A 24,947-nucleotide genomic window follows, 5' to 3' on the forward strand; every position below is an offset into this window, starting at 1 on the left:
TGGCATTCAAATCGATTTACGACAAGGGATTGTTTGGTTCCGGCGGGAATTTGGCCACGACCTGCATGCTTTGTATGGCCCCATACCGGCCGCCCGGGACGGCTATTTCCCGGGCTTGTCGTCGCCGTCGTCGAGGACGCGCCAGGCCGCGCCGTCGACATCGTCGTACTGGCCGCTTTTCAGCGACCAGAGGAAGGCCCCGAGCCCGAGCGCGCCGAGGAAGAGGGCGATGGGAATGAGGAAGATGAGCGTGTTCATGCCGCCTGCACCAGAGAACCGGCAGGGCCGGCCGTATCGGCCTCCCGCCTTGCGAAGGCCGGCATTCCGCCGCGCAGCCGGAGCGAATTCACCACCACGATGATCGAGGAGGTCGACATGGCGATGGCGGCGATCAGCGGCGTCGCATGGCCGAGGATCGCAACCGGCACGGCGACGGCATTGTAGCCGATGGCGAGCGCGAAATTCTGCCGGATGAGCCGCCCGGCGCGGCGTGCCGTCTCGTAGGCGAAGGGCACGGCCTCCAGGCTCTCGTGCAGGAAGACGAAATCCGCCGCCTGCCGGCCGACATCCGCCGCCGTCGCCGGCGCGATGGAGACATGCGCGGCGGCGAGCGCCGGCGCATCGTTGATGCCGTCGCCGACCATCAGCACGCGGTGGCCGCGCCCAGAACGCTCGGCGACCGCCTCGGTCTTCTGGCGCGGCGACAGCGCGGCGCGCCAGCGCCTGATGCCGAGCTGGTCCGCGATGCGGGAGACGGCCGGGGCACGGTCGCCGGAAAGGATGGCGGTGTCGATGCCGTCCTGCTTCAGCGCCCTGACGGCCGCGTCGGCGCCGGCGCGCAGCGTATCCTCGAAGCGGAAGGTTTCGAGCTCCGTCCCGTCGCGCGACAGGACGACCTCGGAGAGCCCGTGTGCCTCCTCCTCGCCCGACGCCGCCCCGCAGGCGAAGGCCCGGTTGCCGAGGCGCAGCACGCCCTGCGGCGTGACGGCCTCAAGGCCTCCGCCGGCGACTTCCGTGACCGCATCGACGACCGGCACCGGCCCGGCATTCGCCGCGGCCAGCGCCAGCGAAAGCGGATGGCGCGAATGGGCGGCGAGCGCCGCCGCAAGGGCAAGATGCGCGCGGTTCGCCTTCTCGCGGCCGACGAGCTGCGGCTTGCCGAGCGTCAGCGTGCCGGTCTTGTCGAAGAGCGCGGTATCGATCTCGGCAAGGCGCTCCATGGCCGAGCCGTCCTTCACCATCACGCCGCCGGCAAAGAGCCGCCCGGCCGCAACGACTTGCACCACCGGCACGGCAAGGCCGAGCGCGCAGGGGCAGGTGATGATCAGCACGGCGATGGCGACGAGCATGGCATGCTTCCAGTCGCCGTCGTAAAGGCCCCAGCCGAGGAACGAGGCGAGCGCCAGCAGATGTACGGCCGGCGAATAGATCTGCGCCGCGCGGTCGGCGATGCGCCGGTAGCGGGCCCTTCCCCCTTCGGCGGCCTCCATCAGGCCGATGACCTCGGAGAGGAACGAATCGCGCGCGGTGGCGACGGCCTCGACCAAAAGCGAGCCGGTGAGGTTCATCGCGCCGGCCTCGATCTGCATGCCGGGGCCTGCGGCAAGCGGATCGCTCTCGCCGTTGACGATGGAGCGGTCGATATCGCTCGTGCCCGACAGCACGCGGCAATCGACGGGAATGCGCTCGCCGGCGGCAATCGAAAGCCGCGCGCCGACGGCGATCTCCTCGACCGGGCGGTAGTCGCGCGCCCCGTCCGCGCCCACGACCATGGCCCCGCGCGGCGAAAGGCGCGCAAGGCCGGTAATGGCCGAGCGGGCGCGGTCGCGCATGATGTGGTCGAGCGTGCGGCCGATCAGGAGGAAGAACAGGAGGCTCACCGTTGCGTCGAACCAGGCATGCTCGCCGCCATGCATGGTCTCCCAGACGGACACCAGATAGGAAAGGGTGATGGCGAGCGCGATCGGCACGTCCATGTTGGTGCGGCCGTGGCGGATGGCGTTCCAGGCGGAGCGGTAGAAGAAGCGGCCGGCATAGATCAGCGTCGGCCCGGCGATAAGGGCGGAAATCCAGTGGAAGAGGTCGCGCGTCGCCGCTTCCGCCCCGGACCAGACGGAGACGGAGAGCAGCATGACGTTCATCGCTGCAAAGCCGGAGACGGCGACGGCGCGGATGAGCTGGTTGCGCAGCGCATCGTCCCCCTCGGCGGCGAGCGCGAAGAGATGCGCCTCGTAGCCGGTGGCGGCGATGGCGGCGGGAATGGCCTGCGGATCGGTCGGTCGGCCGTCGACCGCTTCCTTCCAGACCACGGAGACGCGGCGGGTGGAGAGGTTGACGCGCGCGCGCTCGACTTCCGGCAGGGCCTTCAGCGCGCCCTCGACGGTGGTGATGCAGGCGCCGCAATGGACGCCCGGCACGGAAAGGTCGACCTGCCGCAGCCCCTCGCCCACCGGGCGGCTCGCCAGCGTCAGTTCCTGCGAGGACGGCAGCGCATGGCGCGTCCGTTCCGCCTCGACCGCCCCTTCCGTGCCGGGTGCGCAGCAACTCATTTCATGCCTCCTGCGACGATCCGGACGGTCTGGTGGAACACCTTCGCCCCGTCCCGCGTCGTGCTGATATCGACGACCCACTGGCCGCCGGCGATGGCCCGCTCCGCGGCAAAGAGCCCCTGCCCGGCCGGCTCCAGCGCGAGGGTGAAGTCCTCGCGCTCGTCCACCGGGCGCTTGAAGGTGGCCATGACCTCGTCGGCGACGACCGGCGCCCCCTTGGCATCGACGACCCGGTAGGCGACGCGCCCGCCCTCGACCGTCAGGCTGCCCTCGATGCCGCTCGCGGCAAGGCGCTTGGCCTCGGCCACCTTGCCGTTGAACTGCTGGCTGGCGACATAGGTGTTGGGCACCACGAGGCCGCTCCAGCTATGCGAGGCGTTCCACGCCATGACCAGGTTCACGGATATGATTGTTCCGAAGAACAGCACCATCACGAGAACCATGTGCCAGCCGGTGAAGACGAAACCCTGTTCCCTGCGCTCGCTGGCCATCACTTCACTCCCGGCGTGTTGAACTTGGCGGAATAGGTATCGCGCTCGTGGCCCTGCCGGTCCTCGGCGATAATGTGGAAGCCTTCGGCCGCTTCGGCAAGGCTGTTCTTGGGCAGGGTGACGAAAACGCGCAGGGCCGTCACCCGGTCCGGATCGACCGGCACCGCGACGCTGCGCCCGTCCGCGCTGTCGTGCCCGGCGACCTTCATGGTGGCGCCCGGCATGCCCTCGATGGAGACGGTGATCACGCGCGGCTCGGGGATCATGTTGAGCAGCTTCACGGCATAGCCGTTGCGGACCGAGCCGTCCGATTCGACGACGAACTGCGGGTTGCGGTCGTGGATGACGTTGAGGTCCAGCCGCTCGCGCGACAGGAGCGCGAAGACGAGCGCCAGCCCCGCCGCCGACCAGACGCCGAAATAGAGCAGCGTGCGCGGGCGGAAGATGATGCGCCAGTCGAAATGCTTGACCTTGTCGCTGAAGCCGCCATTGGCATCGCGCACCCGCTTCGGATCGACCGGCTGCGTGCCGCCGTCCGTCGCAAGCGCCATGTTGGCCGAATAGTCCGACAGCGTCGCATAGGCGATGAGGCCGCGTTCCTTGCCGAGCTTGTCCATGACGTTGTCGCAGGCATCGATGCAGAGCGCGCAGGTGATGCACTCCATCTGCTGGCCGTCGCGGATGTCGATGCCCATGGGACAGACGACGACGCAGGCGTTGCAGTCCACGCAATCGCCAACGCTCTCGCCGGCCGCGATGGCCTTCTTGGCGTGGCGGGTGCGCGGCTCGCCGCGCCAGTCGTTGTAGGTCACGACCAGCGAGCTCTCGTCCAGCATCGCCGCCTGGATGCGCGGCCAGGGACACATATAGGTGCAGACCTGCTCGCGCATCAGCCCGCCGAGCACATAGGTCGTCGCCGTCAGGATGGCGACGGTGATGTAGGCGACGGCGGGCGCGCGCAGCATCACGAAATCGGCAAGCAGCGTCGGCGCATCGGCGAAATAGAAGATCCACGCGCCGCCCGTCGCGACGGCGATCACCAGCCATGTGGCATGCTTGACCACACGCTTGCGCACCTTCTCGAAGGTCCACGGCCCGGCATCGAGCTTCATGCGCGCGTTACGGTCGCCCTCGACCGCCCGCTCCACGACGAGGAAGAGATCGACCCACACGGTCTGCGGACAGGCATAGCCGCACCAGGCGCGCCCCACCGCCGAGGTGACGAGGAAGAGCCCGAAGCCCGCCATGACGAGGAGGCCGGCGACGAAAAAGAATTCCTGCGGCCAGATCTCGATGAAGAAGAAGTAGAAGCGCCGGCCGGCAAGGTCCACCAGCACGGCCTGGTCCGGCGCATGCGGGCCGCGATCCCAGCGGATCCACGGCGTCAGGTAGTAGATGCCGAGCGTGATGAGCATCACCAGCCACTTGAACTGCCGGAACCGGCCTTCGGCGCGCTTGGGGAAGATCTTCTTGCGTTTTTCGTAGAGCGGCTTGCGCACCTTGGCCGAATTGACGGCTTCGGCCTCATGGCGCTCGATGGACGTGTCGATTGTCGTGGAATTCTGTTGCATGGGGCCGGTCGCATGTGTCGTTGTTCCGGCACAATGACGCCAACGGTCCAGACCATCGTTGATCTACGTCAATTTTCGGACGCCGCAGGGCGTGGCGGGTTGCCGCATCGCGGACTTGTGGAGATAAGCCTTGCAGGTGTTTACGGAAAACCGTTCACTTTTTGTTCGACATCCGGACGGCTTTCCCGCTATTCTGCGGGAAAAGGGAGACGCGAGATGACCACCATGCCCGCCCGCATCGTCCACCGCGCCATCCGGCGCGACTGGCGCGCCGTCTATGCCTTCGCGGCAAAACCGGAGAACATGCCGCTCTGGGCCTCGGGCCTTGCGTCCGGCCTTGTGCGCGACGGCGAGGACTGGATCGCCGACGGCGGGCCGATCGGCAAGGTGCGCGTGCGCTTCGCCCCGCAGAACGATTTCGGCGTGATCGACCATACGGTGACGCTGCCGGACGGGCTCGTCGTGGAGAACGCGCTGCGCGTCGTGCCGAACGGCGACGGGGCCGAGGTGATGTTCACGCTGCTGAGGCCGCCGGGCATGGACGACGCGGCCTTCGAGGCGGACGCCGCGCATGTCGCCCGCGACCTCGATACGCTGGCACGGCTGATGGAAGAACGGGAGACGGCACGATGAGAGACCGCAAGATCGACTATATCGAGTTCAACGTGGCGGACATCGCCAGGAGCAAGGCCTTCTACGGCGGCGCCTTCGGCTGGACCTTCACCGATTACGGCCCGGACTATTGCGAGTTCCGCGACGGGCGCCTCACCGGCGGCTTCACGACGCTCGCGCCGGTTTCCGCCAAAGGCGGCCCGCTCGTCATCCTCTTCGCCGACGATCTGGAAGACGCGCTTTCCCGTGTGGAAAAGGCGGGCGGCGGCATCGTCAGGCCGATCTTTTCCTTCCCCGGCGGCCGGCGCTTCCACTTCGCCGATCCCGACGGATACGAGCTTGCGGTCTGGTCCGACCGATAGAAGCCTTCCCTTACGTGAATTTCGATGCTCGAACCACTTTTAGCGAGCAAATTCAGGCTTCTTCAACCAGACGCTCCTAGTGAGGGCCTGCATTCAACAGCAGGCAGGCCCTTCGATGTACGGTATCCTCGGCAAGACCCTGGCGGTCGCGGTTCTCTCCGTGCTGGCATCGCTCGCCATCAGCTTCGCCTTCGTGCCCATGCTGGGCGGCAGGGTGGCCGGCGCCGGCCTCGTCATGACCATCGCCTGCCCCATCGCCATCTCGATCCCCGCCTCGTTCCTGCACTTCTACCAGTCGGAGAAGCTGCATCTCGCGCATGCCGCCCTCGGCCGCACCACCCGGGAACTGGCCGACGCCTATGCCCGCCTTCAGGAACAGGCGCGCCGGGACGCGCTCACCGGCGTCCTCAACCGCGCGGCCTTCATGGCCGGGCTCGATGCGGAGGCCCGGGCCGGCACCCATGGCGGGCTGCTCTTCCTCGACATCGACCATTTCAAGGCCATCAACGACCGCTTCGGCCATGCCGCGGGCGATGCCGCGCTCGCCCGCGTCGGCGCGCTCCTCTCCAGCCTTGCGCGGGACGCGGACCTCGTCGGCCGGCTCGGCGGGGAGGAATTCGGCCTCTTCCTGCGCGAGGCCTCGCCCGAGCGGATGCTCGACCATTCGCAGGCGATCCGCGAGGCGGTCGAAGCGATCGACCTGCGCGCGCCGGACGGCACGCCCGTCGCACTCGGCATCAGCATCGGCGCCTTCCACTGCCCGCCCCGCTTCGCCCCCGCCGAAGCCCTCGCCGCCGCCGACCGCAACCTCTACCGCGCGAAGGCCATGGGCCGGAACACGGTGGTCGCGTAGCGGGCGGCTCGCCTTGAGGGTGTGCCGCGTGGGTGGATCCTCGGGTCAAGCCCGAGGATGACGGAGGGGAGGAAAGTTTGCCGACCTGTCGGACGTGCGGCATGTGGCTCCGTCGCTTCTGCCGCCATCCTTCTCTTCTATCGTCATCCTCGGGCTTGACCCGAGGATCCACGCCCTGCGGCACGACGCAAAAAGGCCGCGGAAAACCGCGGCCTTTTCTTCTTGATAGATAATCCTTGGCGCCTATTCGCCGCCGCCAAGCGAGTGGACGAAGACGGCGAGCTGCTTGACGGCCGGGTCGCCGAGGCGGGGGAGCCAGGCGGGCATGACGCCGTGCTTGGGCGAGCGGACCTGCGCGGCGACGGCGGCCTCGCCCTCGCCCTTCAGCCAGATCGCGTCGGCAAGGTTCGGGGCGCCCATCTCGCGGTTGCCCCTGGCGTCCTCGCCATGGCAGGCGGCGCAGTTGTCGGCGAAGACCTGGCTGCCCGGCTCGACGAGGCTTGCGTCGGACGGCGTGCCCGTCAGGCTGACGACATAGGCGGCGACCTGCTTGATCTGGTCCGGTTCGAGGATTTCGCCGAAGGCCGGCATCTCCGAGACGCGGGTCTCGTCATCGCCCGGATGGCGGATGCCGTGGGCGATGGTCTGGTAGATATCCTCCACCGTGCCGCCCCAGACCCAGTCGTCGTCGTTGAGGTTCGGGAAGCCCGGCCCGCCGGCCGCGCCCGAGCCGTGGCACTGGGCGCAGTTGACCTTGAAGGCCGAGGCGCCGCCCGAGATCGCGAACTGCGAGAGTTGCGGATCGGCCAGGATCTCCTCCAGCGAGGCCTTGGAGATGCGGTCGACGAAGCCGGCCTGCGCTTCCTTGGCGCTGGCAAGCTCGGCGGCGATATTGGCCCGGCTCGACCAGCCGAGCATGCCTCTGGTCGTGTCGGAGATCAGCGGCCAGGCCGGAAAGGCGACGGTGTAGGCGATGGCCCAGAGGATCGTGGCGTAGAACGTCCAGACCCACCAGCGCGGCATGGGGTTGTTCAGTTCCCGGATGCCGTCCCATTCGTGGCCGGTGGTTTCGACGCCCGAGATTTCGTCAATGTGTTTCCCGGCCATGATCAGTCCTCCTTGAGGGGGATTTCGGCGGCCCGTTCGGCGGCCTTGCGGCCGCCCGGGCGAAGGGTGAAGAGAACGACGGCCAGGAAGAACAGCGTCATGGCGGCAAGGCCCCAGCTATCGGCGAAGTGGCGCATGGCGGTATAGGTTTCCATGGGTCCCTCCTCAGCGATAACCGCTGGCATCGTCATAGGTGGAGAAGTCCACCAGCGTGCCGAGCATCTGCAGGTAGGCGACGAGCGCGTCCATTTCGGTGAGCTTCGTCGGATCGCCGTCGAAATCGCCGAGCTTGGCCTTCGGATAGCGGGCCTCGATGCCGGACGTGTCGGCATTGGGATCGGCCTGCGCCTTCAGGTCTGCCTCGGCGTTTTCCAGCATCTCGTCCGTATAGGGCACGCCGACGGCACGGTTGGCCGAAAGGTGCATCGAGACGGTCTTCACCTCCAGCGGCGTCTCCTTGAGGAAGGCGTAGCTCGGCATCACCGATTCCGGCACCACCGAGCGCGGCTCGGTCAGGTGCTGGACGTGCCATTCGTTCGAGTAACGGTCGCCGACGCGGGCAAGGTCGGGCCCCGTCCGCTTGGAGCCCCACTGGAACGGATGGTCGTACATCGATTCCGCCGCCAGCGAATAATGCCCGTAGCGCTCGACCTCGTCGCGGAAGGGCCGGATCATCTGGCTGTGACAGAGGTAGCAGCCCTCGCGCACGTAGATGTCGCGCCCGGCGAGCTCCAGCGGCGAATAGGGCCGCACGCCTTCCACCTTCTCGATGGTGTTTTCCAGGTAGAAGAGCGGGGCGATCTCGACGATGCCGCCGATGGAGACGACGAGGAGCGAGCCGACGAGGAGGAGCGTCGCATTGCGCTCGAGGATGGCGTGTTTATCAAGAATGGACATGGATCCACCTCCTATTCGGCCGGCTGCAGGGCGGGCGCGGCACCCGGGATCGGGGCCTCGTCACGCTGGTAGCCGCGGATTGTCATGGTCACGTTGTAGGCCATGATGAGCGCCCCGGTGAGGTAGAGGCCGCCGCCCACGGCACGCAGCACGTAGTAGGGGAACATGGCCGCGACCGTTTCGGCGAACGAGTAGACCAGGAAGCCCTGCTCGTCGTATTCGCGCCACATCAGGCCCTGCTGGATGCCGGCCACCCACATGACGGCGGCGTAGATCACGATGCCGAGCGTGGCGAGCCAGAAGTGCCAGTTGACCATGCGGATCGAGTAGAGCCGCTCGCGCTTCCACAGCTTCGGAACGAGGAAGTAGATCGCGCCGAAGGTGATGAGGCCGTTCCAGCCGAGCGCGCCCGAATGGACGTGGCCGATGGTCCAGTCCGTGTAGTGGCTGAGCGAGTTGACCGACTTGATCGACATCATCGGCCCTTCGAAGGTCGCCATGCCGTAGAAGGCGATGGCCATGACCATCATGCGCACGATCGGGTCGGTGCGGATCTTGTCCCATGCGCCCTGGAGCGTCATCAGGCCGTTGATCATGCCGCCCCAGGAGGGCATCCAGAGCATGATCGAGAAGACCATGCCGAGCGTCTGCGCCCAGTCCGGCAGCGCCGTGTAGTGAAGGTGGTGGGGACCGGCCCAGATATACATGAAGATCAGGGCCCAGAAGTGGATGATCGACAGGCGGTAGGAATAGACCGGACGGTTCACCTGCTTGGGCACGAAATAGTACATCATGCCGAGGAAGCCGGCCGTCAGGAAGAAGCCGACGGCATTATGGCCGTACCACCATTGCGTCAGCGCATCCTGCACGCCGGAGAAGGCCGAATAGCTCTTGGCGCCGAGGAAGGAGGCCGGCACCGCCAGGTTGTTGACGATGTGCAGCATGGCGATGGTGACGATGAAGCCCAGGTAGAACCAGTTCGCCACGTAGATATGCGGTTCCTTGCGGGTCATGATCGTGCCGAGGAAGGCGACGAGATAGGCGACCCAGACGATGGTGAGCCAGATGTCGACATACCATTCCGGCTCGGCATATTCCCGGCTCTGCGTGATGCCGAGGAGGTAGCCGGTGGCCGCCATGACGATGAAGAGGTTGTAGCCCCAGAAGACGAACCAGCCGAGATTGCCGCCGAAAAGACGGGCGCGGGAGGTGCGCTGCACGACGTAGAATGACGTCGCGATCAGCCCGTTGCCGCCGAAGGCGAAGATGACCGCGGACGTGTGCAGCGGGCGCACGCGGCCGAAGTTCAGCCAGGGCTCGATATTGAGGTCGGGAAAGGCGAGCTGCGCGGCGATGAAGACGCCGACGAGGAAGCCGACGACACCCCAGAACACCGTGGCGATGACGCCGTATTTGATGACCTCGTCGAAATAACCGTCGTCCGCGGCGGACGGGGCGGCGGCGGCCGGCGCGAAGGAGACGCGCCGCACCATGACCAGCGTGCCGGCAAGCAGCACGAAGAAGAGAACCCACATATGGGCCTCGAAGAGCCTGTCCTTGGCGAAGGCGACGCCGAGCAGCGCCAGAAACGCCCCCACCGCCAGGACGATTGTTTCCGTTAGATATTTCATCGTTGGCATCCCCCAACTCGTGACTGTCCCGCAATGGCCCTCTTCCCTCGCGGAATCGGCCCATTGCGCTCGAGTGAGCCTTGGCAGATACGCCCGCCGGCATCCTTGACATGGATCAAGGCATGGCGGCGGAGCCGGCGGCATCTAGAGACAGGTTGACGCAGCCGCGCCGGGACGCCGCGGCTCTTCCCCGAAGAGGAAGCACGACACATGACGGACTACACTGGCATCGCCCGGCTGCTTTCGGATCGCCCGACGGACGCCGTTTCCCTGGACTGGCTGAAAAAGGCCCATGACGCGCAGCTCACGCTCTGCGAGGCGCTGGAGGAGATCGCCGACAGCCTGCCGGCGAACATCAACCGGCAGAAATGCATCTATGCGGCAAAATCGCTGGTGCCGCTGGTCAACGGCATCCACCGCTATGAGGAAGAAGCGCTGTTTCCGCTGCTCGAACGCCTGCAGGCGGGCGACCGCCAGCTCGTGGACGCCATCGCCCGGCTGAAATTCGAGCATGTCGAGGACGAATGCTTCGCCGAGGAGCTGACCGATACGCTGACGCGGCTCGGCAGCGGCGACCGCTCCGTGAACGCGGAAGCCGCGGGCTATATGCTCCGCGGCTTCTTCGAATCGATCCGGCGCCACATCGCCTTCGAGCAGCAGTTCGTGCTGCGCGGCCCGGGCCTTGCCTCCTAAGGCGGAGATTTGAGTTCGGGCGGAGCGGAAGACGCCATTTGCAGGCCCGCACGGGCCGGACGGCGCTTCCCTTCAGGCCGCCATCGGGTCGCGCGTCTCCAGCACATCCTGCAGGACGAGGATGGCGCCGAGCACGTTTCCGGCGGCCGACAGGCACGGCGTCATGCGGCAGCGGATCGTGGCATTGCCGCGGCGCGGCGAAACATAGTCGTATTCGATCACCTCTCCAGCAAAGCAGCGATCGAGATGCCGCTTGACGCGGCCCTCGAAGCGCTGCGCCCCGATGAACTCGGCGATATGGCGCCCCACGAGGTCGATGGGCTTTTCGGCAAGCCGCTCCGCATTCAGCGGGTTCGAATAGAGATAGCGGTAATCCGTGGTGACGACGGCGACCCGGTCCGGCAGGCTGTCGAGGATCGCCTCGTTGAGAAGGCCGTCCTCGATGACGCGCGGCGCCGGCACGGGGCGCGCGGCCTCCGCCATCGGACCGATGCCGAAGGGCGCGGCGGTCTCGTCGGTGCCGAAATAGCGGTCGAGCAGCAGCTTGAGATTATGCGCCTGCCGGAGCACGCAGGTGCGGTCGTCCGCCTCCTCGCGCAGAAGATCGACCACGAACCGGAATTGTGAGCGGAGTTCGGAGGTGTCGCACGCCTCCTTTTGCATTATGGCCACCAGGGCCGGCTCGATTTCCCTGTCCAGCATGGAAACCAGCTTTTCATTTCCTGTCTTCACGGCATGCTGAAGTTGCGAATATTTAAACCAGAACAACTCTATAAGAGCTTTCAACTGATGCTCCCTGAATTGCTGAAAACTACAGCAATCGTATTGCCACACTATCTAATCTGTACAGAAACAGGAAATCGCTTTGACTCACCTCCCGAATTCATCATCCAAAGCGCTTACATTAGCAAAATGGTAACAGCGACACGGGGGATGTCAAACGCAAATTGGCACTGTGCCGCGCAATTTGAAGTGCGCAGCCTGCCGGCAATCAGTCGTGAAGGATGAAAGAGCAGCCGATCAAGTATTGAGGCTGTGCTTGATGTTCCAGCGGTCGTGATACCAGAGCCACTGGCCGGGATATTCGCGTACCCATTGCTCGACCTTGTCGTTGAGCTTCTGCGCGGTCGCCTCCACGTCCACCGCGCCGTTCTCCTTGCGGGGAATCGCCATTGCCGGCTCCAGCTCCAGCCGGTAGCGGTTGCCCGGCAGGCGGATGCAGCGGGCGGGATAGACCTCGCAATCGAACTGGCGCACGAGCTTTGCGACCAGCGGGTTCGTCTGCACGTCACGGCCGAAGAATTTCGTGTGCAGACCGCGGGTGAACTTCTGGTCGACAAGCACGCCGACCGGCCCGCCCGCCTCCAGCTTGCGCGCCAGCGTGAAGGAGGAGCCGGCATGGGACGGCACGAGCTGGCCCATGCGGGCGCGGCGGAACTCGAACACCTTGTCGGCGACATAAGGATTGTTCGGCGGGCGGAACAGCACCGTCACGTCCAGCCCGAAGGCGGCGGCCGCCACCGGCAGCAGCTCGAAATTGCCGGTATGGGCGGTGAAGACGATGAACGGCCGCGGATTGTCGCGCAGGTCCACGAAAAGCGGGATGCCGGAGACCTCGATACGGCCCGGCGCCGTCTTTTCGGGATCGAAATCGAACAGCTTGTCGAGGAAGACATATTCGGCGGCGAGCCGGCCCATATTGCCCCAGGCATCGAGCGCGATCGCCTCGATCTCGGCTTCGGACTTCTCCGGGAAGGCGTTGCGCAGGTTGGTGAGCGTCAGCCTGTGGCGCTTCGTCTTCGGGCCGATCCAGCGCGCGACGCGGTCGGCAAAATCGATCGCGCCGTCCGCCGGCAGCACCTTCAGGATATTGAGCAGGCCGAAGGCGAACTGCGCGACAAGCCAGTCCTTGGAATTGCGGAGCGCCAGGACGAGGCGTGTGATCAGCATCCGCAACGGCGTCAATCCAGCTTCAGGACGATCTTGCCGAAGATCTGGCGCGATTCCATGCGCTCCAGCGCGGTGGCGATGCCGTCGAAGGTGACTTCCGTATCGATGACCGGATGGACGATGCCGCGCGCCATCTTCTGCATGGCGTTCGCCATGTTCTCCATGCGGCAGCCGAAGGAGCCGAAGAGCTTCAACTGCTGCTGGAACAGCATCATCAGGTTCATGTCGGTGGAAACGCCCGAGGTGGAGCCGCAGGTGACGAGGCGTCCGCCGCGCTTGAGGCAGAGCATGGAGCCCGCCCAGGTGTCCTTGCCGACATGCTCGAAGACGACGTCGACGCCCTTCTTCTTCGTGAGCTTGCGCACGACGCCCTCGAAGCGGTCCTCGCGGTAGTTGATGACGTGGTCGGCGCCGAGCGCCTTCGCCTTCTCGATCTTGTCGTTCGAGCCGACGGTGGTGATGACGGTGCAGCCGATCTTCTTGGCGAGCTGGATCGCCGCAGTGCCGATGCCCGAGCCGCCGGCATGGACGAGGATCGTCTCACCGGGCTCGAGCCTGGCGTTGTCGAACAGCATGTGCTCGACCGTGCCGAAGGTGACCGGCGCCAGCGCCGCGCCGACGGCGTCGACACCGGGCGGTGCGGGCACGAGCAGGCGCGCGGGAAGGTTCACCTTCTCCTGCGCGAAGCCGTCGAGATGGAAGCCGTGAACGCCGCCGACATGTTCGCAGAGATTGTCGCGGCCTTCGCGGCAGGGCTTGCAGAGGCCGCAGGTACGCGCGCCGTAGATGGAGACGAGCTGGCCGGGCAGCACGTTGGCAACGCCCGGGCCCAGCGTCTCGACGATGCCGGCCGCTTCCGCGCCGATGACCAGCGGCATCTTGCGCTTGGCGAAGGCCATGCCGCGCCAGCCCCAGACGTCGATATGGTTGAGCGCGACGGCCTTGACGCGCAGCGTCACCTCGCCGGGGCCGGGTGCGTCCGGCTCCGGGATGTCGGTCAGTTCGAGCTTGCGGTCGTCGAGAAGCTGCAGGGCACGCATGGCAATATTCCTATCAGGCCGGTTCGGCCGTCATCACGAGGCTGGCGTTCTGGCCGCCGAAGCCGAAGGAGTTCGACAGGACGGCACTCACCTTACTGTCGCGCTTCACGTTCGGCACGACGTCGAGCTCGATGGCCGGGTCGGGGTTCTGGTAGTTGATGGTCGGCGGCAGGGTGCCGGTCAGCATGGTCTGGATCGAGAACACCGCCTCGACCGCGCCGGCGGCCGTCAGCGTGTGGCCGATCATCGACTTGTTGGAGGAGACCGGAATGCCCGCCAGCCTGTCGCCGAAGACGGTCGACATGGAAAGGTATTCCATCTTGTCGTTCTCCGGCGTCGAGGTGCCGTGGGCGTTGATGTAGCCGATGCCGCTCTCGTCCATGCCGGCGTCTTCCAGCGCGGCGCGGATCGTCGCGATGGCGGGGCCGCCGTCCGGCGAGGAGCGCGTGCGGTGGAAATGGTCGGCCTTCTCGCCGCAGCCCTTGAGGATGCCGAGCACCTTCGCGCCGCGGGCGACGGCCGATTCCAGCGATTCCAGCACCAGCGTCGCCGCGCCTTCGGCGATGACGAAGCCGTCGCGGTCCTTGCTGAAGGGCTTGGAGGCCCTGGTCGGCGGGTCGTTCTGCGTGGAGAGCGCGGAAAGGAGCGCGAAGCGGATCAGCGCCTCGGCGGTCACCGAGCCGTCGGTGCCGACGGTGAGCGCCCGGTCGGTGCGGCCCTGGCGGATCGCCTCGACGCCGAGCTGGATCGCCGTCGCGCCCGAGGCGCAGGCGGTCGACAGCGTCACCGGCAGGCCGCGCGTGCCGTAGCGGTCGGAAAGGCGCTCGGAGATCGAGCCGAAGGCCCAGGCCTCGTGCAGGGCCGGGTCGGGCTTCTCGCGCAGCACGGAGAGGAAGCGGTCATAGGCGTCGCCCGGGCGCTGCGAGGCCGGCGCGCGGTCGGCAAGCGCGAAGCGGTCGCGCCAGTCGGGCTCGATCGGCGGGGCGGCGAGGAAGAGCGGACCGCCGAATTCGCCGGAAAGGCCGGCCTGCGCCAGCGCCTCGTCCGTCGTCTCGCGGGCATAGGCATAGGAACGCTCGACCGGGTTCTCGACGGGAACCGAGATGAAATCCACCGTGCCGGAAATGCGGGTGTTGAGCCCATCGACCGGGAAGCGCGTGATGCCGTGGATGCCCGAGACGCCGCCGGTGAGCGCGGCCCAGTTGTCCTTGAGCCCCTGCCCCAGCGAGGTGACGACGCCCATGCCGGTGACGGCGACGATGGGACGGCCGAGATGATCCCTGTAAGCGGCTTTCGTCATGGCCGGACCCTCACTTCTCTGCGGAAAGGATTGCGACGCCTTCGCCGCGCGCATGGCCGACCGTCGTGACGACGGCGCTCGCGGCGGGTGCGCTCATGGCGGTTTCGGCGGCGGTATCGAACGGGGCGACCTTGACGCCGGACCCGAGCGTCAGCGCGGCAAGCGCAAGACCGAGCGGGAACTGCGCCTCGAGCGCCTGGCCCGTCACGGCGCTGTAGCCGCGCACGGCGCTGCCGGAAAAGCGCTTGTCGAGCCAGGCCTTTTCGCGGGCCGTGATGTCATGCGCGCCGGATGCGCCGGAGAAAATGACCGTGGGTTCGAAGCCCACCTCTTCCGTCATACGCTCAAGCCGCGCTTCCAGCCGGCCTTCGTCGCGCGCACCGCGGTCGCCGCCGATGGCGTCGATGGTCGCGTAGATGCGCGCGCCGCGGGCTTCGGCATGTTCGCGCGATTCGAGGATGAGGAAGGCGGCCGCCGAGCCGGTGACGATGCCGCCGCCGGCCTTCTCGTCGCGCGACCAGAGCGGCGTCCAGCCGCCCGTCGCGTGGGCACCGAGGGCTTCGTAAAGCAGGATGACGTCCTGCCGCTCGGCGACGAGCGCGCTGCCGACGAGCGTATGCGTCGACTGGCCGGCGCGGATGCGGTGGAAGGCCGTCTCCACGGCGCTGATGCCGGCCGCTTCCTCGCCCATGAAGGTACGGGACGAGCCCGTGACCTTATGCACGATGGAGATGTTGCCGGCGAGCAGGTTGGAAAGCTGGGCGAGGAAGAGCGTCGGGCGCAGCTCCGTCGTCAGCTTCTCGTTGAGCAGACGTTCGCGGTCGTTGCGCTTCAGCCCCTCGTCGACGATCAGCGAATCGACGTTGATGTCGCGCTCGCCGCCGCCGGCCGCCACGATCATGTCCATCGTGCCGCAGGCTTCCGCGTCGTCCTTGAAGCCGGCATCGTCGAGCGCGAGGCCCGCGGCGAAGACGCCGAGGCGCTGCCAGTTCTCCATCTGGCGCTGATCGCCGCGCTTGGGGATCTGCTGGTTCCAGTCGATCTCCGGCATCGGATGCACCGGATAGGGCGCGAAGCGCTCCGTGTCGATCCTGAGGTCCGGCGCCTTCGCGCCGCCGAGGATCGCCACATGCGCCCCGGCCCCGACACCCTGACAGGTGACGATGCCGACGCCGGTGATCACCACATCGTTGTTCGCCATGTTCACTTCCCTTCCGCGGACGCCGCAAGCGCCTCGAACAGACCCACTTCGCCGGCGCGCTTGCGCACGATATCGGCAAGCGGCACCTCGGCGAACGGCATGGTGCGCAGCTTGAGCTGCGCATCGCACACCTTCTTGCCGGCCGACGTGATCTTCGTCTTGGTCACGGCATAGCCCGATCCGTCATGCTCCAGCACGGCCTCGATGTCGAGTACCGCGTCGGGCTCGACGAAGGTGCGCATCTTGGCCCCGTCGACGCTCATCAGGAAGGGCATGGCGGCAAAATCGGACGCCGCCAGCACGAGGAAGCCGGAGGCCTGCGCCATCGTCTCGATGAGCAGCACGCCCGGAACGAGCGGCATGCCGGGGAAATGGCCTTCGAAGACCGGGCTTTTGGACGGTACGATCGAACGGGCAGAAAGCACGCGGCGCGCGCCGTCGACGGCCTCGACCCGGTCGATCATCTGGAAATATTCAAGCAGCATCGGGTTCATGCCTCCGGCGGGTTCCGGAAAATCGAAAGGCCTGCCGTAACGGCAGGCCGAAAGCCGCGCGCACCGGGATCGTCCGGACGGGCCGCCGGGCGGCGGCCGGGGCGCCGCGTGTCAGGCCTTGGCAGCCCGCAGTTCGTCGATCTTGGCGCAAAGGTTCTTCAGGACGAAATACTCTTCCGTCGCGACCTTGCCTTCGTTGACTTCCTGCGTCCACTGTTCCAGCGGGATCTTGATGCCGAATTCCTTGTCGATCGCGAAGACGATGTCGAGGAAATCGAGGCTGTCGATGCCGAGATCATCGATCGTGTGGCTTTCCGGCGTGATCGTCTCGCGATCGATCTCGCTGGTTTCAGCAATGATGTCGGCAACCTTGTCGAATGTAGCAGTCACGCCCATACCTCATGAATCTATAGTCGGGCGATCCTATATGGAAAACCGACGCGATTGCCAATGGGGTTGATGAGGGACCTGCATTGTCGGCGCGGCTGTGTTGCGTGCGCAACAGGACCGCAACCGCCGGTCAGACCGCCAGCGAATGCCGCCCGCGCCCGCTCGCAAGATGCGCGTCGAAGACCGCCGCCACCGTGCGGGCGAAGGGCCAGCCCGCCGGCGTCAGGCAGAAACGCTCGCCTTCGATATGCGCAAGGCCGTCCCTGTCACCCGCGACGAAAGCGCGGGCCTCCGCCCGGATCGCGCCGGCAAAGGCGGGATGGCGCGCGGCAAGGTCGGCGAAGGAAAAGCCGAAATCGCACATGATACGCTCGATGACGAAGGCGCGCGCCCGGTCCTCCTCCGTCAGCGCGTAGCCGCGCACCACCGCAAGGCCGCCCTCCTCCACCCGGCGCAGGTACTCGCCCGTCGCCGGCATGTTCTGGAGATAGCCCTGCGGCAACTGGCCGATGGCCGAGGCGCCGAGCCCGATCAGCGCATCGGCCCGGTCGTCCGTATAGCCTTGGAAGTTGCGGCGCAGCGTGCCGTTCCGCGCGGCGGCGGCCAGCTTGTCGGCCGGCAGCGCGAAATGGTCGATGCCGATCGCCTCGTAGCCGGCGGCGACCAGCATCTCGCCGGCCATCGTCATCTGGGCGAAGCGCTCGACGATGCCGGGCAGCGCCTTCTCGTCGATCATCGTCTGGTGCTTCTTCATCCACGGCACATGGGCATAGCCGAAGAGCGCGATGCGGTCCGGCCGCAGCGAGAGCACGGCGCGCACGGTCTCGGCCAGCGTCTTCGCGGTCTGGTGCGGCAGGCCGTAGAGCACGTCGCAATTGACCGAGCGCACGCCCCTTTCCCGCGCCGCCTCCACCACGCCGCGCGTCTGCTCGAAGGTCTGGATGCGGTTGATCGCTTTCTGCACCGTCGGGTCGAAATCCTGGATGCCGAGGCTGGCGCGCGTCATGCCGATGGCGGCGAGCGCATCGTGCCGCGCCTCGTCGAGGTCGTTCGGGTCCATCTCCACCGAAATCTCGGCATCGGGCGAGAACGCGAAATTATGGTCGAGACAGCTCTTGAGCAGCCGCATGTCGTTCGGCCGCACGAGCGTCGGCGAGCCGCCGCCGAAATGCAGCGCCGTCACGGGCGCCGCCTGCGAGACGCGCGCGCCGACGGCGGCGATCTCGGCATGAAGCCCCTTCAGATAGGCCTCCACCGGCTCGTAGCGCAGCGTATGCTTGGTGTGGCAGGCGCAGAACCAGCAGAGCCGGTCGCAATAGGGGATATGGGCATAGAGCGACAGGCGGTTGCGCGGGCCCAGGGCGGAAAGCCACCCGGCATAGGCGTCCGGACCTATCCCTTCGTCGAAGTGCGGCGCGGTCGGATAGCTGGTATAGCGCGGCACCGGCGACGAAAGGCGTTCCACGAGTGCGTCCTGCATGGTCGATCTCCTTGTTCGCAAGCGAAATAAACCACCGGATGCGTCCGCCATTTGATTTTGATCAAGTGAAAGCCACAAGAGCTGCGCTAGGATTTGACAATAGTCAGGAAGCGCTATTTTGCCGCGAGGCGACCCGCTTTAAGTTCTTGTCAGCGTGCGGTAGCACGGCGTCATGTGTCGCCGTCCTCCGGGCGAAAGGAAAAACGAGATGGAAGTTCGCCGCCAGGATATCCACAATTCCGAGATTCCGCTCGTCTGCCGTGCCTGCGAGGCCCGGCACGGCGGCGTGTGCGGTGCGCTGACGGCCGAGCAGCTCGTCGAGCTCAACAGGCACTCCTCCCGCCATCGCCTGGAAACCGGCGCCGAGGTGATCGGCCAGGGTGAAACGGTGGTGAACTATTCCAACATCATGCGCGGCGTCGTGAAGCTGACGAAGGTGATGGCGGACGGCCGCCAGCAGATCGTCGGCCTGCAGTTCGCGCCCGATTTCCTCGGACGGCCGTTCCTCGAAGAAAGCGCCATCACCGCCGAGGCGGCGACCGACAGCGAGGTCTGCAACTTCCCGCGCCATGTGCTCGACCGGCTGGTCAAGAGGACGCCGGAGCTGGAGCACAAGCTGCACCGCCAGGCGCTCAAGGAGCTGGACGAGGCGCGCGACTGGATGCTGACCCTCGGCCGCAAGACGGCGCAGGAGAAGGTCGCGAGCTTCCTCTACCTCATCGCCACCCATATCGACCCGGAAAGCGTCGACCAATCCTCCTTCGACCTGCCGCTCTCGCGCGCCGACATCGCCGATTTCCTCGGGCTGACGATCGAGACCGTCAGCCGGCAGTTCACCAAGCTGCGCAAGGAGAACGTCATCCGCATCGAGAACAACCGCCATGTCAGCGTTCCCGACATGGACCGGCTGATGCGCTACGCCAGCACCGACTAGGACAGGTCAGCGGGAGATGACGACCTTCGTGTTCGACAGCCCGTAGCGGTTCGCCATCTGGAAGAAGGTGGCGGCGTTCTCCGGATGCAGGCGCACGCAGCCGTGCGAGGCCGGACGGCCGAGACGGCGCGTGTCGAAGGTCGCGTGCACCGCATAGCCGCCGTTGAAGAAGATGGCATAGGGCATCGGCGCGTTGTCGTATTTGCGCGAACGGTGGTTGCGCGAGGCCCATTTCGCCTTCCAGCTCCCCGTCGGCGTGCTGTAGCCCTTGCGGCCCGTCGAAACGTGCCAGCGGTATTTCACGATGCCGTTCTCCTTCACCACCATGGTCTGCGAAGAAAGACTGACCTGGGCGACAAGGCTGGCGGCCGATGCCGTTTCCGCCTGGAACGCGCCAAGAAGCAATGCGGCTGCCGCCGCAATCAACACACGCATGACTTCCCCTCTACTTCGTTCGGGCACGGCTTGAGCGCCGTGTCCCAGTGCGAGACAGAGTATAGACGTTTCAACCTTCCGCAATATTGACGGCCCGGCGAAAAGAAAACGAAGTTAAGCGTAAAATTTTAAGGGTTGCTCCCGCCGCGGCTCAAAGGACGGCAAGGAGCGCCAGTATCAGCACCGCCCCGGCAAGGAACGCGCAGGCGCCGGAGAAGACCTTCAGCGAAAGGTCGATATCGGCGACCGTCGCCACGGTGCGCCCGCTCGCGTTCATCATCGGCTCGTCGACGCGCGCGCCGCCATAGATGCGCGGGCCCGCAAGGCCGATGCCGAGCGCGCCGGCCATCGCCGCCTCCGGCCAGCCGGAATTGGGCGAGCGGTGAAGCCCCGCATCGCGCAATGCTGTGCCGATCGCCGCCCGCGCCGCCGCCCTGCCCTTCGCGGCCCAGGCGCCGGCGGCGATGAAGAGAACGGAAAGGCGTGCGGCCGGCCAGTTGGCAAGGTCGTCGAGGCGCGCGGAGGCCCAGCCGAAATCGAGATATTTCTCGTTCTTGTGGCCGACCATGGAATCGGCCGTGTTGAGCATCTTGTAGGCGAAGAGGCCCGGCAGGCCGAGAAGCGCATACCAGAGGGCCGGCGCGACGACGCCGTCGGAAAAGTTCTCCGCAAGGCTCTCGATGCCGGCGCGGCAGACGGCGGGTTCATCGAGCGTCGCCGGATCGCGCCCGACGATCATCGACACGGCCTGCCGCCCGCCCTCGATGCCGCCCTGCTTGAGGCCATCGGAAACGGCGCGCACATGGTCGTGCAGGCTCTTCTGGGCCAGGAAGACGGCGACGGTCACCGCTTCGAGGAGGGCGCCGGCAAGGCCGAGCGAGGCGAGCAGCCGATGGGCGAGGAAACCGACGAAGAGGCTTGCGGCGAGCAGCACGGCGATGGCCGCCGCGCCGTTGAAGCGCCGGCTCTCGGCTGAAAGGCGCCGGTCGTTGAAGAGCCGGTCCATGAGGCCGATGGCGCGGCCGAACAGCACCACCGGATGCGGCACGCGCCGCCAGAGCGCATCCGGGTCGCCGACGACGCGGTCCAGCGCGAGTGCGAGGAAGAGGATGAAGAACGCTTCCGCCATGGTTCAGCCCATCGCCCCGGCCAGCGCCGCCGAGAGCCGGGCATCGCCCGCCTCGTCCGGCGCAAGGCCGAAGCGAAGCCAGCGCCGGTTATAGTCGAAGGGCCTGACGAGGATGTGGCGGCGGCAGAGCGATTCGTGGAGGGCCGCCGCGTCCTCATGCTCGACCAGCGAGAAGAGGCCCGTGCCGCCGGCAATCCTCAGGCCCGCCGCCGAAAGAGCGGCATCGAGTCCCGCCTTGCGCGCCTCGATCGCGCGGCGGATGGCATCGGTGTCGGAGGCCATCAGCCCCGTCGCGACGGCCAGCGCCGGCCCGGAGACGGCCCAGGGGCCCAGCCAGTCCTCAAGGCGCTCCAGCACACCGGCAGGGCCGATGGCGAAACCGAGGCGCAGGCCCGCAAGGCCGAAGAATTTTCCGAAGGAGCGGAAGACGAGAAGCCCCGGCATGGCCTCACCCGCCAGCGGCGCGATGCACGCTTCCGGCCGCATGTCGCCGAAGGCCTCGTCGACGAGGAGAAGCCCGCCACTCGCCGCCATGCGGGCATGGAGATCGATGAGGGTTTCGCGCGAAAAAAGCCGGCCGTCCGGGTTGTTGGGATTGACGACGACGGCAAGGCCGTGGGCGTCGGCCACGTCATCGAGGCTTGCCACGCAATCCACCGGCACGCCGGCATTGCCGAGCACGCGGGCATATTCGCCGTAGGTCGGCGAGAGCACGGCGGCGCGCCGGCCCGCCGGAACGAGGCGCGGCAGGAGCTGGATGACGGACTGCGTGCCGGGCACCGGCAGCGGCAGGGCCTGCGGCGTGCCGTAGTAGCGGGCAGCGGCGGCGCGGGTCTCGTCCTGCCGGTGCCGGTCCGGCAGGCGGTGCCAGGCGGCGGCATCGACCTTTGGAAGCGCGGCCGGATTGGGGTTGATGCCGGTGGAAAGGTCCAGCCAGTCCTCCGGCCGGCCGCCGAAGCGCGCGGCGGCGGCGGCGATGCCCCCGCCATGGGCGATGCGCGGCGCGCTCATGCCGCCTCCGGCGCAAGATCGATGAGGTGCATGTAGGAGCCGCCCACCGTGCCGCGGCGAAGGCCGGCCTCGCCGAGGTTCTCGCCCGTTGCATCCGTGACGGAGAAGAGCCGTTCGGCCGCCCCCTCCTCCACGACGGTGGAATAGTGGAACTCGTGCGCCGTCATGGCCCCGGAGAAACCGGAGCCGGGAAGCGGCGTGACGCAGCGATAGCCGAGGTGGCGGCGGCGCTCGGCAAAGCTGGTGACGAGCGGCAGGAGGCCGAGCATTTCGTAGCGGGAACCGCCCGCCGAAATGAGTGCTTCCCCCAGAGTCATGTAGCCCCCGCATTCGCCGTAGATGCGTGCCCCCCGGCCCGCTGCCTCCCCCATGCCTTGGCGGAAACGGCCGGCCTTGGCAAGGGCGGGCCCGTGCAGCTCGGGATAGCCGCCGGGCAGATAGACCGCATCGGCATCGGCCGCGGGCGCCTCGTCGGCAAGCGGCGAGAAGAAGGAAAGGCTCGCCCCTGCCCCCTGCCAGCCCGCAAGCAGGTGCTCGTAGAGGAAGGCGAAGGCCCGGTCCCGCGCAATCGCGATGCGCTGGCCGAGCGGCGGCAGGCGCGAGACGGAAGGCGCCGCCGGCAGCATCCGGTGCATGGCGGCGACGTCGGTGAGCCGCGCCAGATCGCAGCAGCGCGTGACGACATCGGCCGCATGGGCGATGAAGGTTTCGAGCGCGGCATGCTCGCCGGCCTGAACAAGGCCGAGATGGCGCTCCGGCAAGGCGAGCGCCGGATCGCTGCGCAGCACGCCGAAGATGGTGATGCCCGCCGCCTCCAGCGCGCCGCGCAGCATGGCCTCGTGCCGGGCGCTGCCCACCTTGTTGAGGATGACGCCCGCCACATGGATATCGCGGCGGAAATCCCGGTAGCCCTGCGCAAGCGCGGCGACGGACTGCGACATGCGCGAGCAATCGACCACCATCACCACCGGAAGGCCGAGCAGCGCGGCAAGGTCTGCCGGCGCGCCGGTGCCGTCGGCGGCAGCGTCGAAGAGACCCATCATCGCCTCGACCAGCAGGAAATCGCCCGCCCCCGCCTGCATCGCGGCATTGGCGCGGATGAGCTCCGGCCGCATCGCCCAGGGATCGTAGTTGAGGCAGGCCCCGCGGCTCGCGGCGGCGTGGAACGCAGGGTCGATATAATCCGGCCCCGCCTTGCCGGAAACGAGACGGAGGCCCGCATTCGCAAGCGCGCGCGCCAGCCCGAGCGTCACCGTCGTCTTGCCGGAGCCGGACGCGGGCGCGGCGATGAGCAGTCCGCTCATGCCGGGTCCTTCATCTCGCGCGCACCGAACGGGTCGGGCGCAAGCCGCCGTCCCTCGGTCAGGGCGCCGATCCAGTCGAGCGAGGCGCGCAGGCGCACCACTTCGCCGACGACGACGATGGCCGGCGGCTCGATGCCGGCGGCCTCGACATCCGCCTCGGCGCGGGAAAGCGTCGTCTCCAGCACCTGCTGGCCGGCCGTCGCCGCGTTGCAGACGAAGGCGACGGGCTCGTCCGGCGAGCGGCCGCCGGCGATGAGGTTCGCGGCGATCTGGCCGATATGCTTCATCGCCATGTACATGACGATGACCGGCGAGCCCCTGGCGATGCCCTCCCAGTCGATGCGGTCCGGCACCAGGCCGGAGGAATCGTGGCCGGTGAGGAAGGTCACGGCATGGTTGACCTCGCGGTGCGTCACCGGAATGCCGGCATAGGCAAGCCCGCCGATGCCCGCCGTGATGCCCGGCACGATGCGGAAGGGGATGCCGTGCTCGATCAGCGTCAGCGCTTCCTCCCCGCCCCGCCCGAAGACGAAGGGATCGCCACCCTTGAGGCGCAGCACGCGGTGCCCGGCGCGCGCCAGCTCGACGAGCCGCAGCGAGATGTCGCGCTGCTTGTGCGAGGGCTTTCCGCCGCGCTTTCCGGCAAATTCGAGGAGGGCGCCGGGACGGGCGAGCGACAGGCATTCCGAATTGACCAGCGCGTCATGCACGACGACGTCCGCCTGCTGGAGGGCGTTGACGGCATGCAGCGTCAGGAGGCCCGGATCGCCCGGCCCCGCGCCGACGAGCCAGACGCTGCCCTTTTCCATGGGCGGAAGAGCGGAAAACAGGCCCTGCATCAGGCGCCTCCCCGGCTTGAATCGATGAATGAGGAAGGCGAATCGCTTTCCAAGGAAAGAGGCGCAAGCCCCTGAAAGGATTCCGCGATCGCCACGGTGGCGCGGGCGGATTTCGTCTTTTCCACGACAAGGCGCGCATGCGCCCCGGCCTTGGCGAGCGCCGCCGCCTCGGCGACCCCGTGGCAGCCGGCATGGGCGAAGACGACGGCGGAGGGATTGGCAAGGCGCGGCGTCTCGGCCTCGAGGCGGCCGGCCGGGAAGGTCACCAGCGGCACGGCGAAATGGCGGGCGACGGCATGCATGGCCGGCTCGTCGGCCCGCATGTCGAGCGTCGCGACGAAGGCGACATCCTCGGGGCGATCGACGACGGAGCGGGCGAGATCGACAAGCTCGGCGGGCGGCGTCCCCCGCTCGCAGCCGAGGCCGACGACGAGGAGGCGTCGGGCATCCATGGGGGTGGCTTCAGCGTGCATGGCCGTCTTTCCGCAAAATTCCCGCGAAGGGCCCATGCCTTTCCGACAGTTCCGGATATGGCCCCTCTGGGTCGGCCGCACCGGACACCGCTCGGCCCGCTCGGGGCACCGTCGCTTTCCTCTTAGTACCGGAGCGGCAGGAGCCGGTCAAACCGGATTGCGGCATGAAGCGCGCCGGATGCGGCAAGGCCGTGCGATGCG

At 67.2% G+C, this 24,947-nt stretch carries 27 protein-coding genes; 5 read left to right on the plus strand and 22 right to left on the minus strand.

What is annotated here, in order from left to right:
• Positions 1-102 precede the first annotated feature (102 nt).
• The 4 genes from ccoS to ccoG are packed head-to-tail and all read right to left on the minus strand — an operon-like array spanning position 103 to position 4,611.
• Complete coding sequence (gene ccoS, locus HNQ66_RS00495; RefSeq protein WP_184139759.1) at positions 103-258, minus strand: cbb3-type cytochrome oxidase assembly protein CcoS; 156 nt, start codon at positions 256-258, stop codon at positions 103-105.
• Positions 255-2,549: a heavy metal translocating P-type ATPase gene (locus HNQ66_RS00500; protein WP_184139761.1), complete on the minus strand. Its 2,295-nt coding sequence runs from the start codon at positions 2,547-2,549 to the stop codon at positions 255-257. The genes ccoS and HNQ66_RS00500 overlap by 4 nt, the downstream gene beginning before the upstream one ends.
• The gene (locus HNQ66_RS00505; RefSeq protein WP_184139763.1) at positions 2,546-3,040 is read right to left on the minus strand and encodes a FixH family protein; all 495 of its coding nucleotides are present in this window, start codon (positions 3,038-3,040) and stop codon (positions 2,546-2,548) included. The genes HNQ66_RS00500 and HNQ66_RS00505 overlap by 4 nt, the downstream gene beginning before the upstream one ends.
• A complete protein-coding gene (gene ccoG, locus HNQ66_RS00510; RefSeq protein ID WP_184139765.1) occupies positions 3,040-4,611 on the minus strand; it encodes a cytochrome c oxidase accessory protein CcoG in 1,572 nt (523 codons plus the stop codon). The genes HNQ66_RS00505 and ccoG overlap by 1 nt, the downstream gene beginning before the upstream one ends.
• A gap of 216 nt (positions 4,612-4,827) precedes the next feature.
• Between ccoG and HNQ66_RS00515 the strand changes: the two genes are divergently transcribed.
• From HNQ66_RS00515 to HNQ66_RS00525, 3 genes are all read left to right on the plus strand, one after another.
• Positions 4,828-5,244: an SRPBCC family protein gene (locus tag HNQ66_RS00515; RefSeq protein WP_184139767.1), complete on the plus strand. Its 417-nt coding sequence runs from the start codon at positions 4,828-4,830 to the stop codon at positions 5,242-5,244.
• A complete protein-coding gene (locus HNQ66_RS00520) occupies positions 5,241-5,585 on the plus strand; it encodes a VOC family protein (RefSeq protein WP_184139769.1) in 345 nt (114 codons plus the stop codon). The genes HNQ66_RS00515 and HNQ66_RS00520 overlap by 4 nt, the downstream gene beginning before the upstream one ends.
• Before the next feature lie 115 nt (positions 5,586-5,700).
• Positions 5,701-6,438, plus strand: a complete 738-nt coding sequence (locus HNQ66_RS00525; RefSeq protein ID WP_184139771.1) for a GGDEF domain-containing protein — start codon at positions 5,701-5,703, stop codon at positions 6,436-6,438.
• A 243-nt stretch (positions 6,439-6,681) separates the two neighbouring features.
• On the opposite strand, the gene ccoP is transcribed toward HNQ66_RS00525, so the two are convergent.
• The 4 genes from ccoP to ccoN are packed head-to-tail and all read right to left on the minus strand — an operon-like array spanning position 6,682 to position 10,073.
• Positions 6,682-7,545 carry a cytochrome-c oxidase, cbb3-type subunit III gene (ccoP, locus tag HNQ66_RS00530; RefSeq protein WP_184139773.1) on the minus strand — a complete coding sequence of 288 codons (864 nt, stop codon included), beginning with the start codon at positions 7,543-7,545 and terminating at the stop codon, positions 6,682-6,684.
• A 2-nt stretch (positions 7,546-7,547) separates the two neighbouring features.
• Positions 7,548-7,700: a cbb3-type cytochrome c oxidase subunit 3 gene (locus HNQ66_RS00535; RefSeq protein ID WP_184139775.1), complete on the minus strand. Its 153-nt coding sequence runs from the start codon at positions 7,698-7,700 to the stop codon at positions 7,548-7,550.
• A gap of 10 nt (positions 7,701-7,710) precedes the next feature.
• On the minus strand, positions 7,711-8,442 hold the full coding sequence (ccoO, locus tag HNQ66_RS00540; RefSeq protein ID WP_184139777.1) for a cytochrome-c oxidase, cbb3-type subunit II: 732 nt from the start codon (positions 8,440-8,442) through the stop codon (positions 7,711-7,713).
• 11 nt (positions 8,443-8,453) lie between these two features.
• Entirely contained in the window at positions 8,454-10,073 is a 1,620-nt protein-coding gene (ccoN, locus tag HNQ66_RS00545) for a cytochrome-c oxidase, cbb3-type subunit I (RefSeq protein ID WP_184139779.1), read from the minus strand.
• 210 nt (positions 10,074-10,283) lie between these two features.
• On the opposite strand from ccoN, the gene HNQ66_RS00550 reads away from it, so the two are divergent.
• Positions 10,284-10,766, plus strand: coding sequence for a hemerythrin domain-containing protein (locus HNQ66_RS00550; RefSeq protein WP_184139782.1), 483 nt, complete (start codon positions 10,284-10,286; stop codon positions 10,764-10,766).
• Positions 10,767-10,838: 72 nt separating this feature from the next.
• Here the strand turns inward: HNQ66_RS00550 and HNQ66_RS23440 are convergent, their stop codons facing one another.
• From HNQ66_RS23440 to hemN, 8 genes are all read right to left on the minus strand, one after another.
• Positions 10,839-11,378: a PAS domain-containing protein gene (locus HNQ66_RS23440; RefSeq protein ID WP_343059385.1), complete on the minus strand. Its 540-nt coding sequence runs from the start codon at positions 11,376-11,378 to the stop codon at positions 10,839-10,841.
• Between the two features lie 408 nt (positions 11,379-11,786).
• A complete protein-coding gene (locus HNQ66_RS00560; RefSeq protein ID WP_184139786.1) occupies positions 11,787-12,716 on the minus strand; it encodes a lipid A biosynthesis lauroyl acyltransferase in 930 nt (309 codons plus the stop codon).
• 11 nt (positions 12,717-12,727) lie between these two features.
• Positions 12,728-13,756 carry a zinc-binding dehydrogenase gene (locus HNQ66_RS00565; protein ID WP_184139788.1) on the minus strand — a complete coding sequence of 343 codons (1,029 nt, stop codon included), beginning with the start codon at positions 13,754-13,756 and terminating at the stop codon, positions 12,728-12,730.
• 13 nt (positions 13,757-13,769) lie between these two features.
• Entirely contained in the window at positions 13,770-15,056 is a 1,287-nt protein-coding gene (locus HNQ66_RS00570; protein WP_184139790.1) for a beta-ketoacyl-ACP synthase, read from the minus strand.
• A gap of 10 nt (positions 15,057-15,066) precedes the next feature.
• A complete protein-coding gene (locus tag HNQ66_RS00575) occupies positions 15,067-16,263 on the minus strand; it encodes a beta-ketoacyl-ACP synthase (RefSeq protein WP_184139792.1) in 1,197 nt (398 codons plus the stop codon).
• Positions 16,260-16,742 (minus strand): 3-hydroxyacyl-ACP dehydratase FabZ family protein, encoded by a 483-nt coding sequence (locus HNQ66_RS00580; RefSeq protein WP_184139794.1) that lies wholly within the window; start codon positions 16,740-16,742, stop codon positions 16,260-16,262. Before HNQ66_RS00580 ends, HNQ66_RS00575 begins: the two co-directional genes overlap by 4 nt.
• 120 nt (positions 16,743-16,862) lie before the next feature.
• Positions 16,863-17,147: an acyl carrier protein gene (locus HNQ66_RS00585; RefSeq protein WP_134650064.1), complete on the minus strand. Its 285-nt coding sequence runs from the start codon at positions 17,145-17,147 to the stop codon at positions 16,863-16,865.
• Between the two features lie 124 nt (positions 17,148-17,271).
• Positions 17,272-18,621, minus strand: coding sequence for an oxygen-independent coproporphyrinogen III oxidase (gene hemN, locus HNQ66_RS00590; protein WP_184139796.1), 1,350 nt, complete (start codon positions 18,619-18,621; stop codon positions 17,272-17,274).
• Positions 18,622-18,829: 208 nt separating this feature from the next.
• On the opposite strand from hemN, the gene HNQ66_RS00595 reads away from it, so the two are divergent.
• Positions 18,830-19,555, plus strand: a complete 726-nt coding sequence (locus HNQ66_RS00595) for a Crp/Fnr family transcriptional regulator (protein WP_184139798.1) — start codon at positions 18,830-18,832, stop codon at positions 19,553-19,555.
• 6 nt (positions 19,556-19,561) lie between these two features.
• On the opposite strand, the gene HNQ66_RS00600 is transcribed toward HNQ66_RS00595, so the two are convergent.
• From HNQ66_RS00600 to HNQ66_RS00625, 6 genes are all read right to left on the minus strand, one after another.
• Positions 19,562-19,990 carry a L,D-transpeptidase gene (locus HNQ66_RS00600; RefSeq protein WP_184139800.1) on the minus strand — a complete coding sequence of 143 codons (429 nt, stop codon included), beginning with the start codon at positions 19,988-19,990 and terminating at the stop codon, positions 19,562-19,564.
• Between the two features lie 151 nt (positions 19,991-20,141).
• Positions 20,142-21,119, minus strand: a complete 978-nt coding sequence (gene cbiB, locus HNQ66_RS00605; protein WP_184139802.1) for an adenosylcobinamide-phosphate synthase CbiB — start codon at positions 21,117-21,119, stop codon at positions 20,142-20,144.
• Positions 21,120-21,122: 3 nt separating this feature from the next.
• Positions 21,123-22,130 carry a threonine-phosphate decarboxylase CobD gene (gene cobD / locus HNQ66_RS00610; protein WP_184139804.1) on the minus strand — a complete coding sequence of 336 codons (1,008 nt, stop codon included), beginning with the start codon at positions 22,128-22,130 and terminating at the stop codon, positions 21,123-21,125.
• Positions 22,127-23,434 (minus strand): cobyrinic acid a,c-diamide synthase CobB, encoded by a 1,308-nt coding sequence (locus HNQ66_RS00615; RefSeq protein ID WP_184139806.1) that lies wholly within the window; start codon positions 23,432-23,434, stop codon positions 22,127-22,129. Before HNQ66_RS00615 ends, cobD begins: the two co-directional genes overlap by 4 nt.
• Positions 23,431-24,273 carry a uroporphyrinogen-III C-methyltransferase gene (gene cobA, locus HNQ66_RS00620; protein ID WP_184139808.1) on the minus strand — a complete coding sequence of 281 codons (843 nt, stop codon included), beginning with the start codon at positions 24,271-24,273 and terminating at the stop codon, positions 23,431-23,433. The genes HNQ66_RS00615 and cobA overlap by 4 nt, the downstream gene beginning before the upstream one ends.
• Complete coding sequence (locus HNQ66_RS00625) at positions 24,273-24,746, minus strand: cobalamin biosynthesis protein (protein ID WP_246434088.1); 474 nt, start codon at positions 24,744-24,746, stop codon at positions 24,273-24,275. Before HNQ66_RS00625 ends, cobA begins: the two co-directional genes overlap by 1 nt.
• Positions 24,747-24,947 lie beyond the last annotated feature (201 nt).

The sequence above is a fragment of the Shinella fusca genome (genome assembly GCF_014203155.1).
In the GTDB taxonomy this organism is placed as follows: Bacteria; Pseudomonadota; Alphaproteobacteria; order Rhizobiales; family Rhizobiaceae; genus Shinella; species Shinella fusca.

What these genes read in the sequence shown, in the direction of transcription:
- HNQ66_RS00535 (WP_184139775.1), bottom strand. Translation starts at nt 7,700, where the DNA reads ATGGAAACCTATACCGCCATGCGCCACTTCGCCGATAGCTGGGGCCTT.
- HNQ66_RS00625 (WP_246434088.1), bottom strand. Translation starts at nt 24,746, where the DNA reads ATGCACGCTGAAGCCACCCCCATGGATGCCCGACGCCTCCTCGTCGTC.
- ccoG (WP_184139765.1), bottom strand. Translation starts at nt 4,611, where the DNA reads ATGCAACAGAATTCCACGACAATCGACACGTCCATCGAGCGCCATGAG.
- ccoS (WP_184139759.1), bottom strand. Translation starts at nt 258, where the DNA reads ATGAACACGCTCATCTTCCTCATTCCCATCGCCCTCTTCCTCGGCGCG.
- HNQ66_RS00525 (WP_184139771.1), top strand. Translation starts at nt 5,701, where the DNA reads ATGTACGGTATCCTCGGCAAGACCCTGGCGGTCGCGGTTCTCTCCGTG.
- HNQ66_RS00515 (WP_184139767.1), top strand. Translation starts at nt 4,828, where the DNA reads ATGACCACCATGCCCGCCCGCATCGTCCACCGCGCCATCCGGCGCGAC.
- cobD (WP_184139804.1), bottom strand. Translation starts at nt 22,130, where the DNA reads ATGAGCGCGCCGCGCATCGCCCATGGCGGGGGCATCGCCGCCGCCGCC.
- HNQ66_RS00600 (WP_184139800.1), bottom strand. Translation starts at nt 19,990, where the DNA reads ATGCGTGTGTTGATTGCGGCGGCAGCCGCATTGCTTCTTGGCGCGTTC.
- HNQ66_RS00580 (WP_184139794.1), bottom strand. Translation starts at nt 16,742, where the DNA reads ATGCTGCTTGAATATTTCCAGATGATCGACCGGGTCGAGGCCGTCGAC.
- ccoO (WP_184139777.1), bottom strand. Translation starts at nt 8,442, where the DNA reads ATGTCCATTCTTGATAAACACGCCATCCTCGAGCGCAATGCGACGCTC.
- HNQ66_RS00560 (WP_184139786.1), bottom strand. Translation starts at nt 12,716, where the DNA reads ATGCTGATCACACGCCTCGTCCTGGCGCTCCGCAATTCCAAGGACTGG.
- HNQ66_RS00570 (WP_184139790.1), bottom strand. Translation starts at nt 15,056, where the DNA reads ATGACGAAAGCCGCTTACAGGGATCATCTCGGCCGTCCCATCGTCGCC.
- cobA (WP_184139808.1), bottom strand. Translation starts at nt 24,273, where the DNA reads ATGCAGGGCCTGTTTTCCGCTCTTCCGCCCATGGAAAAGGGCAGCGTC.
- HNQ66_RS00595 (WP_184139798.1), top strand. Translation starts at nt 18,830, where the DNA reads ATGGAAGTTCGCCGCCAGGATATCCACAATTCCGAGATTCCGCTCGTC.
- HNQ66_RS00520 (WP_184139769.1), top strand. Translation starts at nt 5,241, where the DNA reads ATGAGAGACCGCAAGATCGACTATATCGAGTTCAACGTGGCGGACATC.
- HNQ66_RS00585 (WP_134650064.1), bottom strand. Translation starts at nt 17,147, where the DNA reads ATGGGCGTGACTGCTACATTCGACAAGGTTGCCGACATCATTGCTGAA.
- HNQ66_RS00505 (WP_184139763.1), bottom strand. Translation starts at nt 3,040, where the DNA reads ATGGCCAGCGAGCGCAGGGAACAGGGTTTCGTCTTCACCGGCTGGCAC.
- hemN (WP_184139796.1), bottom strand. Translation starts at nt 18,621, where the DNA reads ATGCAGGACGCACTCGTGGAACGCCTTTCGTCGCCGGTGCCGCGCTAT.
- HNQ66_RS00550 (WP_184139782.1), top strand. Translation starts at nt 10,284, where the DNA reads ATGACGGACTACACTGGCATCGCCCGGCTGCTTTCGGATCGCCCGACG.
- HNQ66_RS00565 (WP_184139788.1), bottom strand. Translation starts at nt 13,756, where the DNA reads ATGCGTGCCCTGCAGCTTCTCGACGACCGCAAGCTCGAACTGACCGAC.
- HNQ66_RS00500 (WP_184139761.1), bottom strand. Translation starts at nt 2,549, where the DNA reads ATGAGTTGCTGCGCACCCGGCACGGAAGGGGCGGTCGAGGCGGAACGG.
- HNQ66_RS00615 (WP_184139806.1), bottom strand. Translation starts at nt 23,434, where the DNA reads ATGAGCGGACTGCTCATCGCCGCGCCCGCGTCCGGCTCCGGCAAGACG.
- cbiB (WP_184139802.1), bottom strand. Translation starts at nt 21,119, where the DNA reads ATGGCGGAAGCGTTCTTCATCCTCTTCCTCGCACTCGCGCTGGACCGC.
- ccoN (WP_184139779.1), bottom strand. Translation starts at nt 10,073, where the DNA reads ATGAAATATCTAACGGAAACAATCGTCCTGGCGGTGGGGGCGTTTCTG.
- ccoP (WP_184139773.1), bottom strand. Translation starts at nt 7,545, where the DNA reads ATGGCCGGGAAACACATTGACGAAATCTCGGGCGTCGAAACCACCGGC.